This window comes from Thermodesulfobacteriota bacterium (assembly GCA_030583865.1).
Taxonomy (GTDB): domain Bacteria; phylum Desulfobacterota; class GWC2-55-46; order GWC2-55-46; family GWC2-55-46; genus UBA5799.
This window is the reverse complement of sequence record CP129479.1, coordinates 2329347-2344395: the sequence shown is the minus strand read 5'-3', so window position 1 is coordinate 2344395 and position 15049 is coordinate 2329347. Positions and strand designations below refer to the sequence as shown.

Here is a 15049-nt window from a genome sequence, read left to right as displayed (position 1 = left end):
TTGAGGTGAACGCAGCCATTATGCGGCCCTTCTGCCTCTTTCCCTTTCCTCGGCAGCTGCCGCGCCGATGGTGGTTACCTCCTTGGAGCGGCCCACCCATCCGCCGAGCACCGCCGCTGCGGCGCTCAGGATAAGGGCGAAGAAAGCCCAGAGCGAAGCCCGTGAAGCCGCGTCAAGGGCTGCCTGCGTCATCTCAGGGGTTACGCCCGGGAATTCGCCGGCTGCTATCGCCGCGCTCCTGCCGATTATGCCTGCAAAGGAGCTGATAAGCCCGCCCGCGGCCGTGGTCATGAGGTAGAACGCCGTGAATGTGAAAAGCGCCCAGACGACAAGACCATGAAGGCCGCTTTTGAGCTTATCGGTTATCCCGGAAATCCTGCAGGCAACCCAGCCGCCTACAAAGAGCGACACCAGCGTTGCCAGAAGGATATAGATACCTGTGCCGACCCCTACGCCCTCAAAACCCTCGGCAGGGCTGATGATACCCATGCCGATACCCATGCCCAGCAGCATCAGCAGCAGCTGTGTGCCAAGGGCTACCAGCGTGCCGGCAAAGATCCCGCCCCATGAGACACGGTAGTACCAGGGCTCGTATTTGTACATGCCGGGAGTACCGGTGTCCGATACGTATGCCATATTGCCTCCTTCCTTAAAACATATATGTTACACCTACTTAGAGTACCTATTTTAAGTCTATACCCGGGTGTGGGGGGTGTCAATTCGGGCTTGGGAGAGGGTTCAGGGGCGGTTTTTCCTTCGTGCCGGGCCAGCAGCCTGCTGGAGCTCCTTTTTTATACAGGTTTTATACAGGCTGTTCAAAAAAGCTCAAGATGCGAGGCCCCATTGGAACAGGGGAGGGAGGAATGAGGCGTGCTTTTCGTGTCCGCCTTCGTAGCCAGCGGCGTAGCCTTCGACGCAGATGGATTTTTCAGCAGCCTGCTTAGACCACGGTTGCCGGGTCCATGTCTATGGAGAGGGCAACCCTGCTTTTGCCGGCCTCGAAATGGGCCTTGAGGGCGCGGACCAGCGAATGGAGGGGGTTTATTTCGCTGCTTTTCAACAGTATCTGCCATCTATGCCGGTTTTTCACCATCTGCACAAGGGCCGGGGCAGGTCCGAGCGCAAATATTTCAAATTTTTTAACCGTGATTATCTTCTCTGCCGCCAATTTGAGGGCGCTTGCGGCCTTGGCCACCTCTCCTTCGTTCAAGCCGTCGAACCTCAAGACGCAGAGGCGGGTAAAGGGAGGATAGAGTAGCTCTCTACGGTTCTCGATCTCCTCCCTGAAAAAGGAGTCGTAATCATGGGCCATTATGGCCCTGAAGCAGTAATGGCCCGGGTTCAGGGTCTGTATGACCACGTGCCCCGGGTCGTTCCCCCTCCCGGCCCGTCCGGCTGCCTGGGTTATGAGCTGGAATGTCCTTTCAGTAGACCTGAAATCCGGGATATTGAGGGACGTGTCGCCGGACACTACACCCACGAGCGTAACACCCGGGAAGTGGTGCCCTTTCGAGGCCATCTGCGTGCCTATGAGGACGTCGAGTTTCTTATCCTCCACCTCCCCGATTATCCTCCTCGCTGCCCCTTTAAGCGATGCGGTGTCCCGGTCCATCCTGCCGACGCGGGCCTCAGGCAGGATTCGCAGGACCTCCTCCTCGACCCTCTCGGTCCCAGCGCCGATCGAGGCGAGGTTTGCCCCGGAGCAGTCCGGGCAGAGCGAGGGCGCCGGAATGGAGAGGTCGCAGTAGTGGCAGAGGAGCTTCCTTTTTCCCTTATGCAGCGTAAGGGGCACCGAGCAGTTCAGGCACTCGAAACGCCTTCCGCAATCCTTGCATATTATGGAGCTTCCGAACCCGCGCCTGTTGAGGAAAAGGAGCGACTGCATTCCCGAGGCCAGGGTCTCGGAAAGGAGTGAGGAGAGCCTCTCTGAGACGACCTCTTTTTTCCCCCGCATGTCCTCAAGCTCCATCGTGGGGAGCGGCCTTGAATCCACCCTCTTCGTTATGACGAGCGGCGCAAGCTTCCCGGTGTTTGCGTTATGGAAGGTCTCTATGGAAGGCGTAGCCGAGCCGAGGACCACCGTTATGCCCAGGTGCTTTGCGAGCATGAGGGCCGAGTCGCGCGCATTGTACCTTACCCCGTCCTCCTGCTTGTAGGAGGTCTCGTGCTCCTCGTCCACTATGATGAGCCCGAGGCTGCTTAAAGGCGTGAAAAGGGCCGAGCGCGCCCCGACCACTATGTCGGCCCTGCCCTCCACCGCCTTCTGCCACTCGTCAAGCCTCTCGCCTTCGGAAAGGCCGCTATGCGCGAGCGCTACCCTTCCGGGGAAAAGGGCGCTAAGGTAGGCTGCGGGCCAGGGCGTGAGGGCTATCTCCGGCGAGAGGATGATGGCCCTTTTCCCTGCCTCCACCGCCTTTTGCAGGGCCTTGAGATACACGAGCGTTTTCCCGCTCCCGGTCACGCCGTAGAGGAGGAAGGGGCTGTAGCCGCCCGTGCCGATGGCCTCGGCTATCCTGTCTATAGCGGCCTTCTGCTCGGCATTGGGCTCGAACAGGACCTGTCTCGGGGCTATGGCAGAAAAGGGGTCCCTGTGGACACGGCGCTCCTCTATCTTCACCATGCCCTTTTCCGCAAGCCTCGCCACAGCGTTTCTTGCGCCGTTTCCGAGCCCGTCAACGAGCGCCCCCATCGTTGCCTCGCCGCCAGCGCCGTCAAGGAAAGCCAATACATTTTTCTGGAGAGGGGCCTTGACGGCCTCGGCGGCCCCCTGGTCCAGCAGCTTCACGAGCCTTTCGGTCTTTTTCGAGCCGCCGCCCTCGATTGAATCTTCCTCGATTATGAGGCCCTTTTTCCCGAGTCTCGAGATGACGCTATATACGGGTTTTCCGCTGAACCTCTTTTTCAATGCCGAGACCGAGACGCCCTTCCCGGCAGCCGCTTCAAGTATGGAAGCCTCAAGCCGGCAGAGCCCGCTCGGGACTTCCACGTCCGCGGAGGCCCGTATAAAGCGGGAGCTTTTGAGGTTGGCGGCCCCGGGGTGTATGAGAGAGAGCGCCTCGCCGAGGGGCGCGTAATAATATGAGGAGAGCCATTTGAAGAACTTGAGGCGCTTTTCGTCGAAAAGAGGATAGGCGTCGAGTATGTCCGAGACGGCCTTTATCTCCTTTATCCCTGCGGGAGGGGCGGCATGGAGACCTATGATGTATCCGGTCACGAGCCGCCTCCCGAAGGGCACGAGGGCGCGCTTTCCCAGGGCCGCCTCTCCCGCCAACTCCTCCGGGACGCTGTAGGTGAAGGTCGTCTCGACCGGAAGGGCCACGGCTATCTCTGCGTATTTTTTCATTGTAGGATTTGGCATGGTGTAGTATATATACAACACCATGCCTGTCAAGTATGGCAAGTCATTTTTGAAGTGGTTGGTTTCATTGTTTTTTTAGTTTGACCTGTGGCTATTCAGTGAGTATGATGTATATATACAACATACTCACCTATGGCAATCGTTAGATGCCGAGTATATGTTGTATATATACTACATATACTCTATAATAGGCACTTCCATATATATAACATGATGGAAGTGTATCTTGATTGAGAATGAAAAAAACCAGAAAAAAATTACCTGAGATAAAAAGCTTTTTTGAGAACGCATCGCGAGTGATGACCCGCGCCAATATCGAAGGTCATATGAATCTGAATAGGGTCGCGTGGGAGCTGCCAGAATCAATTACTGTTCAGAAATTCATAGCTTTTTTAATCGATAACATTGGCTTAAAGGAACTCAGGTTCAGCTTTCCGTCAAGAAATATAATAAGGTACAGCTTGGGAGAAGCATCAATTTTTGAACTTGTTTTGTCGTTAAAACCAAATGCATATTTTTCACACTATACCGCGATGTTTTTGCACGACTTGACGGAGCAAATACCAAATACAATTTATCTAAATTTCGAACAACCGCCCAAAATTCGACAAGAAGGCAATTTGGAACAAAACCGTATTGACCTGGCTTTTAAAAAAAGACCACGCCAATCGAACAATATTGCGGAATTTGACGGCAAAAAGGTCTGTATTTTAAATGGCATGCATACCGGCAGTTTGAGTGTAATCGACATGGAGGTGGGGGCGAGCTTATTGCCAATTACTGACATTGAGAGAACTCTGATTGATATAGTAGTAAGGCCTAATTACTCAGGTGGAGTTTTCGAAGTACTTAATGCGTATAGATCGGCAAGTGAAAGGGTTTCTGTCAATAAGCTTTCTGCTGTTTTAAAACAACTGAATTATATTTATCCGTATCATCAGGCCGTTGGATTCTATCTGGAGCGGACTGGCAAATATTCAGAGACTCAAATTAATCTTATGAGAAAATTTGAAATCAAATATGATTTTTATCTGACTTATCAGATGCATGAAATGGAATATTCAAAGACTTGGAAGTTATATTTCCCAAAGGGGTTTTAATCCTTTGGTCATGTTAACAACGTATTCGAAATAAAAAGCAAAATCTTCTATTTTGTTGCTTCTCACCGTATCTTTGACAGCAATAAAGTCGTGACTGTGAAATTCTTTTTCCTTTTCTATTTGTCCAATTAAATGTAAAGGAACTCGTTTTGCTTCAAAAATGAGCTTAAGTAGTCTCGAATTTTCCTCCTCAGCCAAATCAATTCCAAAATTTTTTGAAACATGATAGATATCAAAGAAATCTCTGGCGCGGGCCGATGGTTTTCTGTTGCCTGTTTTTTCAATGTATTCAGGCATTTGCTGGCATATTGCGCGTAGTTTTTCGCATACAATCATTTCAGGAGAATATATGTAAATCGTATAGCCGTCGATCTCTTTTTCGATCTTCGGAATGCAATATTCATATTTACTGATATCGACTTTGATTTTTTTCTGCTGTTTATTGCCGATAATCTCTGCCCTTCTTCTCAAATCATTCAAATTTTTTGCGAACCCTTTTTTTACCATGTCTATTACTTTGAATTCAATTTGATAGCCGCCCCAAAATTCTTTAATGCTATCCGGAATGATCTCCGGCCTTTTCTGAAAAGACAAATCAAAGACTACGAATCCATGTGTTTTGAAAGTATTCTCAAGAGTACGCTCGATTCTCAATTTAATTTGGTCAAGTTCTTCTTCTGAAAAGTCGTTTTCAATTGAAAAATCCAGATCCATTGAAGACCTTTCATTGATATTCAGAATTAAATCAATGGCGTTACCTCCTTTCAAGACAAATATATTCATGAGATGATCGTCAGAAAAAAGGGCGATTATCGCGGTTCTCTTAATGAATTCTATTTGAGATTTTTTATTATCACGCGTTAACACTACTCCACCCACTCGCCCTGTATGTCGTACTCGTGCGGGGCCTGGTCCTCGAACCGGGTGTACTCGTTCATGAAGGTGAGCCTGGCTACCCCGGTGGGGCCGTTCCTCTGCTTCTCGACCCGTATCTCCGCGCTCTTCCTCACGCCGCAGGTGCATAGGTCCGCAGGGCACTCGCACTTCTTGTAGACGCCTTCCCTGTAGACGAACATTACGACGTCCGCGTCCTGCTCTATCGCCCCTGATTCGCGGAGGTCCGATAGCTGGGGAACGCTCCCCTCGCGCTGCTCAGCCCGCCTCGAAAGCTGCGAGAGGGCCACAACAGGCACGTGCAGCTCCTTTGCCAGGGCCTTTAAAGACCGCGATATGTCGGATATCTCCTGCTCGCGGCTGTCCGCGCCCTTCCTGCCGCGCATGAGCTGCAAATAGTCTACCATTATGAGCCTGAGGCCGAACTCTTCTTTCCACCTGCGGGCCTTTGCCCTCATCTCTAGGACGGTCTGCGCGGGCGTGTCGTCTATGTAGATGGGCGCCTCGTACAGGGTGCCCACGGCTGTCGTGAGCTTTCCCCAGTCCTCGTCTTTCAGAAACCCGTTCCTGAGCTTCTGGAGGTCTATCCTGGCCCTTGAGGCGAGCATCCTCTGGACGAGCTGCTCCTTGCTCATCTCGAGCGAAAAGACGGCGACTGGGGCGTTCGCGTCGATAGCGGCGTTCTCGGCGAGGTTCAGGGCAAAGGAGGTCTTCCCCATGCCCGGCCTTCCGGCTATGATTACGAGGTCGGAATCCTGTAGCCCCGCTGTGAGCTTGTCGAGCTCCCTGAAGCCCGTGGAGATGCCAGTAACGTGGCTCTTCCTCTCGTATAGCTTCTCTATGGACTCGAAGGCGCCCTTTATGAGGTCTTTTAACGCATAAAAGGACTTCTTGGTCCTGTCCTGGGATATCTGGAATATCTTCTGCTCGGCCTGGTCAACGAAGTCGTCTGGGTTTTCGACCCCCTCGTACCCCAGGGTGGCGATTTCGGTCGCCGCGCCTATGAGCCGCCTCACCACCGCCTTGCCCTTTACGATCCGGGCGTAGTACATGATGTTGGCGGCAGTGGGCGTGGTCTCAACGAGCTCGATTATGTAGGGCAGTCCGCCTACGGACGCGAGCTCGTCCGAGCCCTTGAAGAGGTCCGATAGGGTCACGACGTCAATGGGCGTCGTCTTCTCGAAGAGCTTGACCATGCCCTTGAATAGCTTCGCGTGCGCGTCGTGGTAGAAATCCGAGCCGTCGGGGGAAAGGACTTCGAGGACCTTGTTTATGGAGTCTTTTTCAAGGAGTATGCCGCCGAGGACCGACTGCTCCGCTTCGATGTTGTGCGGCGGCACCCTGCGGGTGGCGATCTCTTTCGGTGCCTGAATAGCCATGGGGAGAAAAAAAGGGCCGCCGCCTGGGCGGCGGCCCAAGTTGGGAGGTTATTCTTCTTTAAGGACGCTGACCTTGACTTCCGCTGAAATGCCGGGGTGGAGCTTTACTTTCACCGCGTGCTCCCCGAGGCTCTTTATGGGCTCTTCGAGCACGATGTCCTTTCTCTCGAACTCGAAGCCCTGGGCCTTGAGCCCTTCCTCGATGTCGTGAGCCGTGACCGAGCCGAAGAGCTTGTCCTCTTCGGATGTCTTCCTCGTAAAGCTCAATGAGACCGCGTCGAGCCTGGCTTTCAGCGTCTCGGCCTTTTCTCTTTTCGCCTGGAGCTTACGGAGGTGCGCATCCTTCTCCGCCTCGAACTGCCTCAAGTTGCTCCTGTTGGCCTCTGCCGCGATGCCCTGCGGTATGAGGTAGTTCCTTGCATATCCCGGGGCCACCTTGACCACGTCGCCGAATGCCCCGAGGTTATCCATGTCTTTTTTAAGTATCACCCTCATGACATTAGCTCCTATATGCTGGTAGTCGTGAACGGCAGGATGGCGAGGTTACGCGCCCTCTTCAGGGCGTTGCTGACCATCCTCTGGTGCTTGGCGCAGGTCCCGGAAATCCTCCTCGGGACTATCCTGCCCTTTTCCGTCACGAAAGGCCGCAGGGCCTTTGCGTCCTTGTAGTCTATCATCGCCAGCGCCTTGTCCTTGCAGAAGCGGCAGACTTTTTTCTTGTGGTAGGGCCTTCTATCGGGGCGTCCGCCTTCGCGCCTGTCAGGCCTGCCGCCGCCCGGCCTTGAGGGTCTTTCAGGCCTTTCGGGCCTCTCAGGTCTTTCGTTAGCCATTTGCCTGACCTCCTTCCGCCGGGGCTGCTTCGGCAGCGGCCGCCGGGGCCTCTGCCGCCGTCTTCTCCTCAGCCTTCTTTGTGGCGATGATCCTGATGGTCTGGTAACGGAGCACGTCCTCGCTCAACTTGAAGAGCCTTTCGACTTCCTTGCTGGCCTCGGGCGAGCTCGTGTACTGGAGGACGAAATAGTAGCCCTCTCCCTTTTTCTGAATGGGATAGGCGAGCTTCCTCCTCCCCCATTCGTCGACCCTTACCACGGTCCCGCCGGCGCCTTCGAGCGACGACGAGGCCTTCTGGATGATGCCTTTTATGGCATCCTCTGCAATGTCGGGCCGGACAATGCAGACCGTTTCGTACCTGTTCATGTTTCCTCCTTCTGGTCCCCCGCTAATTCGAGCGGGTCTGTTCCCGTTTTTACGGGACAAGGTGGTGGTTGATATAGGCCGGCACTCTCGAAGCAGCGGCCGGGTGCATAGCCCCTATGCACTTATGGAAACAGATTTTATACTATTTCAGCCGGGAATGCGCAAGTTTTATTTGCTGGCGGGATTGGTATAAGACGGCTTACGGGGGTTGTGCGCGGCACGGGGACGCCTGCCGAAAAGTTCCTTGTGCTTGGCGAGATAGTAGACAATAGCTATGTTTATCGCGAGGATAGCCGTCCGGAAAAGGGTCGGTTCGTCCAATATCTCGTATATTTCGAAGGGTATGAATATGCCGGTCGTAAAGACGGTCGTCCATTCGGCCCAGCGCTGCCTCAAGTACAGGCCCGCGCACTCGAAGAAGTTGAGCACCCCGAGGAAGAGGACGACCCCGACCATGAGCTTCAGGGTCCCGCTTCCCATCATGCCGGCCCTGCTTATGACCGCGCCTATGAACCTGTTGTCGGCGTCGAGGTTGAGGTTCACTGCCATTACGGTCAGGGCCTCCTGGACGTCCGCCCCGAGGTGCCTGTAGATGCTCAAGCCCACGGCCACCTCGGCTATCCCGAGGACGATTTTGTAGGCTATGATGAATTTAAGGAACCCGTCGTTCTTTTTTTTCATCCCTTCCCGGGCGGGCGCACCCTTACGCCCTTCCTCTTAAGGTATTCCTTTGTCTCCGGTATGGTGAAGACCCCGAAGTGGAAGATGGAGGCCGCGAGCGCCGCGTCCGCGAGCCCGGCCTCGAACGCCTCGTACATGTGCTCCAGTGTGCCTGCCCCGCCAGATGCGATGACCGGTATGGAGGTGGCAAGCGAAACTGCCCTCGTAAGCTCCAGGTCGTAGCCGTCTTTGGTCCCGTCCCTGTCCATGCTCGTAAGGAGTATCTCCCCGGCGCCGAGGGACTCGACCTTCCGCGCCCATTCTACAACGTCGAGGCCGCGCGGTTTCCTCCCGCCGTGGGTGAAGACCTCCCAGCCGTTGCCCGCTCTCTTCGCGTCTATGGCGACGACTATGCATTGGCTGCCGAAGCGCTCGGAGGCGCGCCTTACGAAGTCCGGGTCCTCGACCGCGGTCGTATTTATCGAGACCTTGTCTGTCCCGGCGTGCAGAAGCTCCCTTATGTCGCCGAGCGTCCTTATGCCGCCGCCCACGGTAAGCGGCATGAAGACCTCGGAGGCCGTCTTCTCGACCACGTCGAGGATGGTCTTTCTCTCCTCGTGCGAGGCGGTAATGTCGAGGAAGACGAGCTCGTCCGCGCCCTGCTCCTCGTAGGCCTTGGCCGACTCGACAGGGTCTCCCGCGTCCCGTAGCTCGAGGAAGCTTACGCCCTTTACCACCCGGCCGTCCTTGACGTCCAGGCAGGGTATTATCCTTTTGGTAAGCATCTATAGGCTGCTCAAAAAGTCCATCTGCGTCGTTGTTTCGTCACTCGTCACTGCGGCGTACACGAAAAGTACGCCTCATTCCTCGCTCCTCGACGCCTCGCATCTGGAGCTTTTTGAGCAGCCTGAATAAAAATAGAGTTCTTCATCAAGCTGCTAAAGATTTCCCGCGGCTTTTATCGCCTCTCCGAGGTCGATTGCGCCGGAATAGAGCGCTTTGCCGATGATCATGCCCTCGAGGGGCACGCCCCTGTATGATTCGATGTCCGCGATGGCCGATATGCCGCCCGAGGCCACGACCGGGATATTCACGCTTTCGGCCATCTCCCTCGTCGCCTCTACGTTCGGCCCGGCAAGCATCCCGTCACGGGAGATGTCGGTGTAGATGATGCAGGCGACCCCCGCGCCTTCGAGCTTCTTAGCGAACTCGGAAGCCCGCTCGTCGGTGACGGTGACCCACCCCTTTATGGCCACTTTCCCGTTCTTCGCGTCTATGCCGACCGCGACCCTCCCCGGGTACTTGCGGGTGAGGGTGTGGACGAGCGCCGGGTTCTCGTAGGCCGCCGTGCCGATTATGATCCTCTTTACGCCTGGGATGGATACATAGGTCTCTGCGGTCTTTACGTCCCTTATGCCGCCGCCTATCTGCACGGGAATCTTTATGTTGGAGATTATCTTCTTTATGACAGGCAGGTTCCGGGCATTGCCCTCGACCGCGCCGTCAAGGTCGACAAGGTGTATGACCGACGCGCCCAGGGACTCCCACCTCTTCGCCACTTCCCAGGGCTCGTCCGAGTAGACGGTCTCGTCCTCCATCCGGCCCTGCGTAAGGCGCACGCACCTGCCGTTCTTTATGTCTATTGCAGGGAAAATTATCATTTCCTGCCTCCCTTTAGCGCATCCTGCTGAAATTATCGAGCACCTTGAGGCCCGTCTTCTGGCTCTTTTCAGGGTGGAACTGGCAGGCCATGACGTTATCCCGCTCTATCGCGCTCGTGAACTCCACTCCGTATTCGGTGGTGGTAAGGTCCACCGACCTGTCCTCCGGAGAGGCGTAGTACGAGTGCACGAAGTAGAAGAAGGAATTGTCCTCTATCCCTTCGAGAAGGGCCGAGCCCTTCTTTTTCCTGGCCTCGTTCCAGCCCATGTGCGGCACCTTGAGCCCCTGTGCGGCGGGAAATCGCTTCACCCGTCCCCTTATGACCCCGAGGCCCTTATGCGGGCCGAACTCCTCGGATTCCTCGAAAAGGAGCTGAAGTCCCAGGCATATGCCGAGGAACGGCTTTCCCTTTTCTATGGATTTTAGGATGGGCTCCACCAGCCCGTATTCCTCCAGGTTCCTCATGCAGTCCTTGAACGCTCCGACACCCGGAAGCACCAAATGGCTCGCGTCCATTATGGCGCGGCTGTCCCTGGTCACAAGCGCATTCGCGCCGACCCTTTCGAAGCCCTTGGCAACGCTTCGGAGGTTCCCCATGTCGTAATCTATTATCGCTATCATAATCGAATCTTGTATGGGAACGCGGAGGGCGGCTCCTCAGAGCTTGCCCTTTGTAGAGAGCACCCCTTTTATCCTGGGGTCTATGGCAGTCGCCGCGCCGAGCGCCCGGCCCAGGGCCTTGTACACGGACTCTATCGCGTGGTGGATGTCCTCCCCGTAGTGGAGGGTTATGTGGAGGTCGAGCCCGGCGCTGTTCGAGAGGGCCTTCATGAACTCCTTCATGAGGCCCATGTCGAAGGTCTTCTCTACGGTATTGCCCTTGACCGAGGAGTAGACCTCGTTGACCGAGAAAGAGGCCTTCGTCTGGTTGAACTTGAAATAGGGCCTGTTGCTTGCGTCCAGCACGACTGTCGAGAGCGAGTCCATCATGGGCACGGTCGCGGAGGCGCACCTCCTTATCCCGGCGTTCTTCCCAAGGGCCTTCCTTACGGCCTCGCCGAGGGTTATGCCCACGTCCTCTACCGTGTGGTGGAAGTCTACCTCTATGTCGCCCTTTGCGCGGACCTTCAAGTCAAGGAGGCCGTGCCTTGCCATGTTCGCGAGCATGTGGTCGAAGAACGGGAGCGGCGTCTTTACGTCCGCTTTTCCCGAGCCGTCAAGGTTTACCTCGATGGTTATGTCCGTCTCCCGGGTCTTTCTTGCGATCTTCGCCTTGCGGGCCATGATTGCACTCCGTATCAGAGATAAAAGGTCATTCTGAACGAAGTGAAGAATCTCCGGGCCGGCGAGTCAATAAGCTCAGTGATTCTTCGTCGCCCCTCAGAATGACATTATTATGATTTCTTTCCCGGCCCGAGCCTCTTTGCCGCGCTCAGGCCGTGGGCCTCGAGCCCTTCGAGGTCCGCGAACCTCTTTACGCTCCCCCCGAGCTTCTCGAAGGAAGAGCGCGAGAAGCTTACAACGCTCATCCTCTTTACGAAATCGTACACCCCCAGCGGGGATGAGAAGCGGGCCGTGCCGCCTGTAGGGAGCGTGTGGTTAGGGCCCGCGATATAATCCCCTGCGGCCTCGGGCGTGTAGTGGCCGAGGAATACCGCGCCGGCGTTTTTAATGGAACCGAGAAGCTCGAAAGGCCGCTCGACGAAAAGTTCCAGGTGCTCTGGCGCTATGCCGTTCGATATGTCCGCAGCCTCTGCAAGGTCTTTTGCCGTTATTATGACGCCGTAGCGTTCTATCGAGGCCCCGGCTATCTCTTTCCTTTTTAGCTTCTTGATCTGCCTTCCGACCTCTTCCGATACCTCCTTTGCCATCCGGCGCGAGGTGGTTACGAGTATGGACGACGCTAACTCGTCGTGCTCAGCCTGCGAGAGCAGGTCCATCGCGATCCAGGACGGGTCGCCTGTGCCGTCGTTTATTATTAGTATCTCGCTCGGCCCGGCTATCATGTCGATATCGACCGCGCCGAAGACGAGCCTTTTTGCCGTGGCGACATATATGTTGCCCGGGCCGGTAATCTTATCGACCCTCGGCACGGTCCTGGTGCCGTAGGCGAGGGCGGCTATTGCCTGCGCCCCGCCCGCCCTGAAGACCCTGTCTACCCCGGCAATGTCGGCTGCCGCAAGGACGAGCGGGTTTATGCCGTTTCTACCCGGGGGAGTGGCCATAACGACCTCGCCCACACCGGCGACACGCGCGGGGATGGCGTTCATGAGGACGGTCGAAGGATAGGCCGCCTTGCCGCCCGGCACGTATATGCCGACGCGCTCAAGGGGCGCTACCTTTGAGCCCAGCAGTGTCCCGTCCGGGCTCGTCGTAAACCACGAATTCTCTTTCTGGAGCTCGTGAAAGGCCCTTATGCGCGAGGCGGCAAGCTCAATGAGTTCGAGCTCTTTTTTCGGCACGGACCGGGCCGCTTTTTTTATCTCGGCCCTGGGGACCTCTATCCTCCCGCCGATGTCGGCCCTGTCGAACTTGCTTGTATAGTCTACGAGGGCCTTGTCGCCGCGCGTTTTTACCGCGCTGATTATATCCTTTACCGCGGCCTCGACTGCGGAGGTGTCCTCGTCGCCGCGCCGGAGTATGGAGGCGAGGAGCGTCCTGAATCCCTTGTCACTGGAAGACACTATCTTCATGACTTTACGGCGGACCGTCCGTTCTGCGCGACCGACCTCCCGAGCGCGTCCACGAGCTCCTTTACGCGCCTGGGCTTGGTCTTCAGGCTTGCCCTGTTGCAGACGAGCTTCGACGAGATGTGCATTATGTGCTCGACCTCGGTGAGGCCGTTTTTCCTCAAGGTTTCGCCAGTCTGCACGAGGTCCACTATCCTTTCGGAGAGGCCGAGGAGCGGCGCAAGCTCTATGGAGCCGTAGAGCTTTATTATGTCGACCTGGATGCCTTTGCCTAAGAAGTGGTTCATGGTGATGTTCGGGTACTTGGTCGCGACCCTTATGTGCGTCCACTGCTTGGGGTTGTCCCTGGCAGAGAGCTCGACAGGCTCGGCGACCATCATCCTGCACACGCCTATGTTCAAGTCGAGCGGCTCGTAGAGGTCCTTTGCCTGCTCAAGGAGCACGTCCTTACCGGCGATGCCTATGTCAGCTGCCCCGTACTCCACGTACGTGGGCACGTCCTGGCTCCTTATGACCATGAACCTGAGGCCGTCCGCGATGTCCTCGAAGATGAGCCTCCGGTCGTCCTGCATCACTGGGGTGATGTCGACGCCAGCGGCCTTGAAGAGCGAGGCCGCCTCTTTGAGTATCCGCCCCTTGGGGAGCGCTATGGTAAGTACGTCACGGCCCGGCATCACGCCTCCGCCTTTGCGTGGTTCGAGGCCCTGGCTGCGGTCTCCTTGCTTTTTATCCGCTCTATGTCCGCACCCAGCGCCATAAGCTTCTCTTCTATCTTTTCGTACCCGCGGTCCAGGTGGTATATCCGAGATACCTCGGTAAGGCCGTCTGCCACAAGCCCGGCCAATATGAGGGAGGCGCTCGCGCGGAGGTCCGTGGCCATGAGGGGCGCGCCGCTCAATCTTTTTACGCCCTTCACGACAGCGCTCCTGCCGTCTATGGTTATGTCCGCGCCCATCCTCTTAAGCTCTCCCACGTGCATGAACCTGTTCTCGAATACCGTCTCGGTTATTACCGAAAGGCCGCTCGCAACGGCCATCATGGCCATGACCTGGGCCTGCATGTCAGTCGGAAAGCCGGGGTAGGGGAGGGTCTTAACGTCCACGCTCCTTATGGGTATGTCGCCTATGACCCTTACGCCCCCGTCCTCCTGGATTATCTCCGTGCCAGCTTCCTTGAGCTTGAGGTTAAGGGCATGGAGGTGCTCGTGCGGGCAGTCCTTTATTAGGACGTTGCCCTTGGTCATGGCCGCGGCGACCATGAAGGTGCCCGCCTCTATCCTGTCCGGTATGACCCTCGTCTCTACGGGGTGTAGCTTCTCGACCCCTTCTATTTTTATGGTGTCAGTCCCGGCCCCGGTTATCCTCGCTCCCATGGCGTTAAGCGCGTCCGCGAGGCATACGACCTCGGGCTCAAGGGCCGCGTTCTCCAATATGGTGGTGCCATCGGCATGGACGGCCGCGAGCATGAGATTCTCGGTGCCCGTGACCGTGACCGTGTCCATGTAAATCTTGGCTCCCCTGAGCCTTTCGGCTGAGACGGTCACGTACCCGTGCTCTATCTCGACCTCCGCGCCCATGGCCTTAAGGCCTTTCAAGTGCAGGTCTATGGGCCTCGCCCCGATTGCGCACCCGCCGGGCAGCGACACCCTTGCCCTCTTGAACCGGGCGACAAGCGGCCCGAGGACGAGGACGGCGGCACGCATCGTCTTTACGAGCTCGTAGGGGGCTTCGGGGGCGGCCACGTCCCTTGTCCGTATCCGCAAGGTACGGTTCCCGTCGTCTCCGGATATCTCGGAGCCCAGGTGGGCAAGGAGCACCTTGAAGGTGTCTATGTCCCTGAGCCTCGGGACGTTCGTTATCGTCATCCAGCCGTCTACGAGGAGAGATGCGGCCATGAGCGGCAGAACAGCGTTCTTCGCCCCTCCTACCGTGACTTCCCCTACGAGGCGCCTGCCGCCCCTGATTAGTATCTTATCCATCTCAGAAAAAAGCCCTTTTTGGTATTATGTCCTGCCGGATATCGGATATTAATATCATGGAACGAAAGAATTTGAAAACTTTTTGAAGGGTAGGGCGATTTAAGACTTTTGAGGGTTTCACCCTTACGGGG

Annotated in this window: 16 protein-coding genes; 1 reads left to right on the top strand and 15 read right to left on the bottom strand. The window is 56.2% G+C overall.

The genetic code is table 11. The features are described from left to right. Positions 1-18 precede the first annotated feature (18 nt). Together QY316_11145 and priA are read right to left on the bottom strand one after the other, a co-directional pair. Positions 19-636 carry a hypothetical protein gene (locus QY316_11145; protein WKZ32457.1) on the bottom strand — a complete coding sequence of 206 codons (618 nt, stop codon included), beginning with the start codon at positions 634-636 and terminating at the stop codon, positions 19-21. Positions 637-940: 304 nt separating this feature from the next. Next, positions 941-3343 carry a primosomal protein N' gene (priA, locus tag QY316_11140; GenBank protein ID WKZ32456.1) on the bottom strand — a complete coding sequence of 801 codons (2403 nt, stop codon included), beginning with the start codon at positions 3341-3343 and terminating at the stop codon, positions 941-943. A 251-nt stretch (positions 3344-3594) separates the two neighbouring features. Here priA and QY316_11135 point away from each other — a divergent pair, with 251 nt between their 5' ends. Then, positions 3595-4458 (top strand): hypothetical protein, encoded by an 864-nt coding sequence (locus tag QY316_11135; protein ID WKZ32455.1) that lies wholly within the window; start codon positions 3595-3597, stop codon positions 4456-4458. Here QY316_11135 and QY316_11130 read toward each other — a convergent pair. The 13 genes from QY316_11130 to murA all read right to left on the bottom strand — a co-directional run bounded on the left by QY316_11130 (position 4435) and on the right by murA (position 14918). Next, complete coding sequence (locus tag QY316_11130) at positions 4435-5337, bottom strand: nucleotidyl transferase AbiEii/AbiGii toxin family protein (protein ID WKZ32454.1); 903 nt, start codon at positions 5335-5337, stop codon at positions 4435-4437. The two genes, QY316_11135 and QY316_11130, sit on opposite strands and share 24 nt — an antisense overlap. After that, complete coding sequence (dnaB, locus tag QY316_11125; GenBank protein ID WKZ32453.1) at positions 5325-6731, bottom strand: replicative DNA helicase; 1407 nt, start codon at positions 6729-6731, stop codon at positions 5325-5327. Before dnaB ends, QY316_11130 begins: the two co-directional genes overlap by 13 nt. Before the next feature lie 48 nt (positions 6732-6779). Further along, positions 6780-7226 carry a 50S ribosomal protein L9 gene (gene rplI, locus QY316_11120; GenBank protein WKZ32452.1) on the bottom strand — a complete coding sequence of 149 codons (447 nt, stop codon included), beginning with the start codon at positions 7224-7226 and terminating at the stop codon, positions 6780-6782. A gap of 11 nt (positions 7227-7237) precedes the next feature. Next, positions 7238-7561: a 30S ribosomal protein S18 gene (rpsR, locus tag QY316_11115; protein ID WKZ32451.1), complete on the bottom strand. Its 324-nt coding sequence runs from the start codon at positions 7559-7561 to the stop codon at positions 7238-7240. Then, positions 7554-7928 (bottom strand): 30S ribosomal protein S6, encoded by a 375-nt coding sequence (gene rpsF / locus QY316_11110; protein WKZ32450.1) that lies wholly within the window; start codon positions 7926-7928, stop codon positions 7554-7556. The genes rpsR and rpsF overlap by 8 nt, the downstream gene beginning before the upstream one ends. A 168-nt stretch (positions 7929-8096) precedes the next feature. Further along, the gene (locus QY316_11105; protein ID WKZ32449.1) at positions 8097-8609 is read right to left on the bottom strand and encodes a DUF2127 domain-containing protein; all 513 of its coding nucleotides are present in this window, start codon (positions 8607-8609) and stop codon (positions 8097-8099) included. Next, the gene (gene hisF, locus QY316_11100) at positions 8606-9373 is read right to left on the bottom strand and encodes an imidazole glycerol phosphate synthase subunit HisF (protein WKZ32448.1); all 768 of its coding nucleotides are present in this window, start codon (positions 9371-9373) and stop codon (positions 8606-8608) included. Before hisF ends, QY316_11105 begins: the two co-directional genes overlap by 4 nt. A gap of 153 nt (positions 9374-9526) precedes the next feature. Beyond that, complete coding sequence (gene hisA / locus QY316_11095; GenBank protein WKZ32447.1) at positions 9527-10249, bottom strand: 1-(5-phosphoribosyl)-5-[(5-phosphoribosylamino)methylideneamino]imidazole-4-carboxamide isomerase; 723 nt, start codon at positions 10247-10249, stop codon at positions 9527-9529. Positions 10250-10262: 13 nt separating this feature from the next. Beyond that, on the bottom strand, positions 10263-10871 hold the full coding sequence (gene hisH / locus QY316_11090) for an imidazole glycerol phosphate synthase subunit HisH (GenBank protein ID WKZ32446.1): 609 nt from the start codon (positions 10869-10871) through the stop codon (positions 10263-10265). 36 nt (positions 10872-10907) lie between these two features. Continuing rightward, on the bottom strand, positions 10908-11534 hold the full coding sequence (hisB, locus tag QY316_11085; protein WKZ32445.1) for an imidazoleglycerol-phosphate dehydratase HisB: 627 nt from the start codon (positions 11532-11534) through the stop codon (positions 10908-10910). A gap of 110 nt (positions 11535-11644) precedes the next feature. Then, complete coding sequence (gene hisD, locus QY316_11080; GenBank protein WKZ32444.1) at positions 11645-12943, bottom strand: histidinol dehydrogenase; 1299 nt, start codon at positions 12941-12943, stop codon at positions 11645-11647. Then, complete coding sequence (hisG, locus tag QY316_11075) at positions 12940-13614, bottom strand: ATP phosphoribosyltransferase (GenBank protein WKZ32443.1); 675 nt, start codon at positions 13612-13614, stop codon at positions 12940-12942. The genes hisD and hisG overlap by 4 nt, the downstream gene beginning before the upstream one ends. After that, positions 13614-14918, bottom strand: coding sequence for a UDP-N-acetylglucosamine 1-carboxyvinyltransferase (murA, locus tag QY316_11070; GenBank protein ID WKZ32442.1), 1305 nt, complete (start codon positions 14916-14918; stop codon positions 13614-13616). Before murA ends, hisG begins: the two co-directional genes overlap by 1 nt. Between the last annotated feature and the right edge of the window lie 131 nt (positions 14919-15049).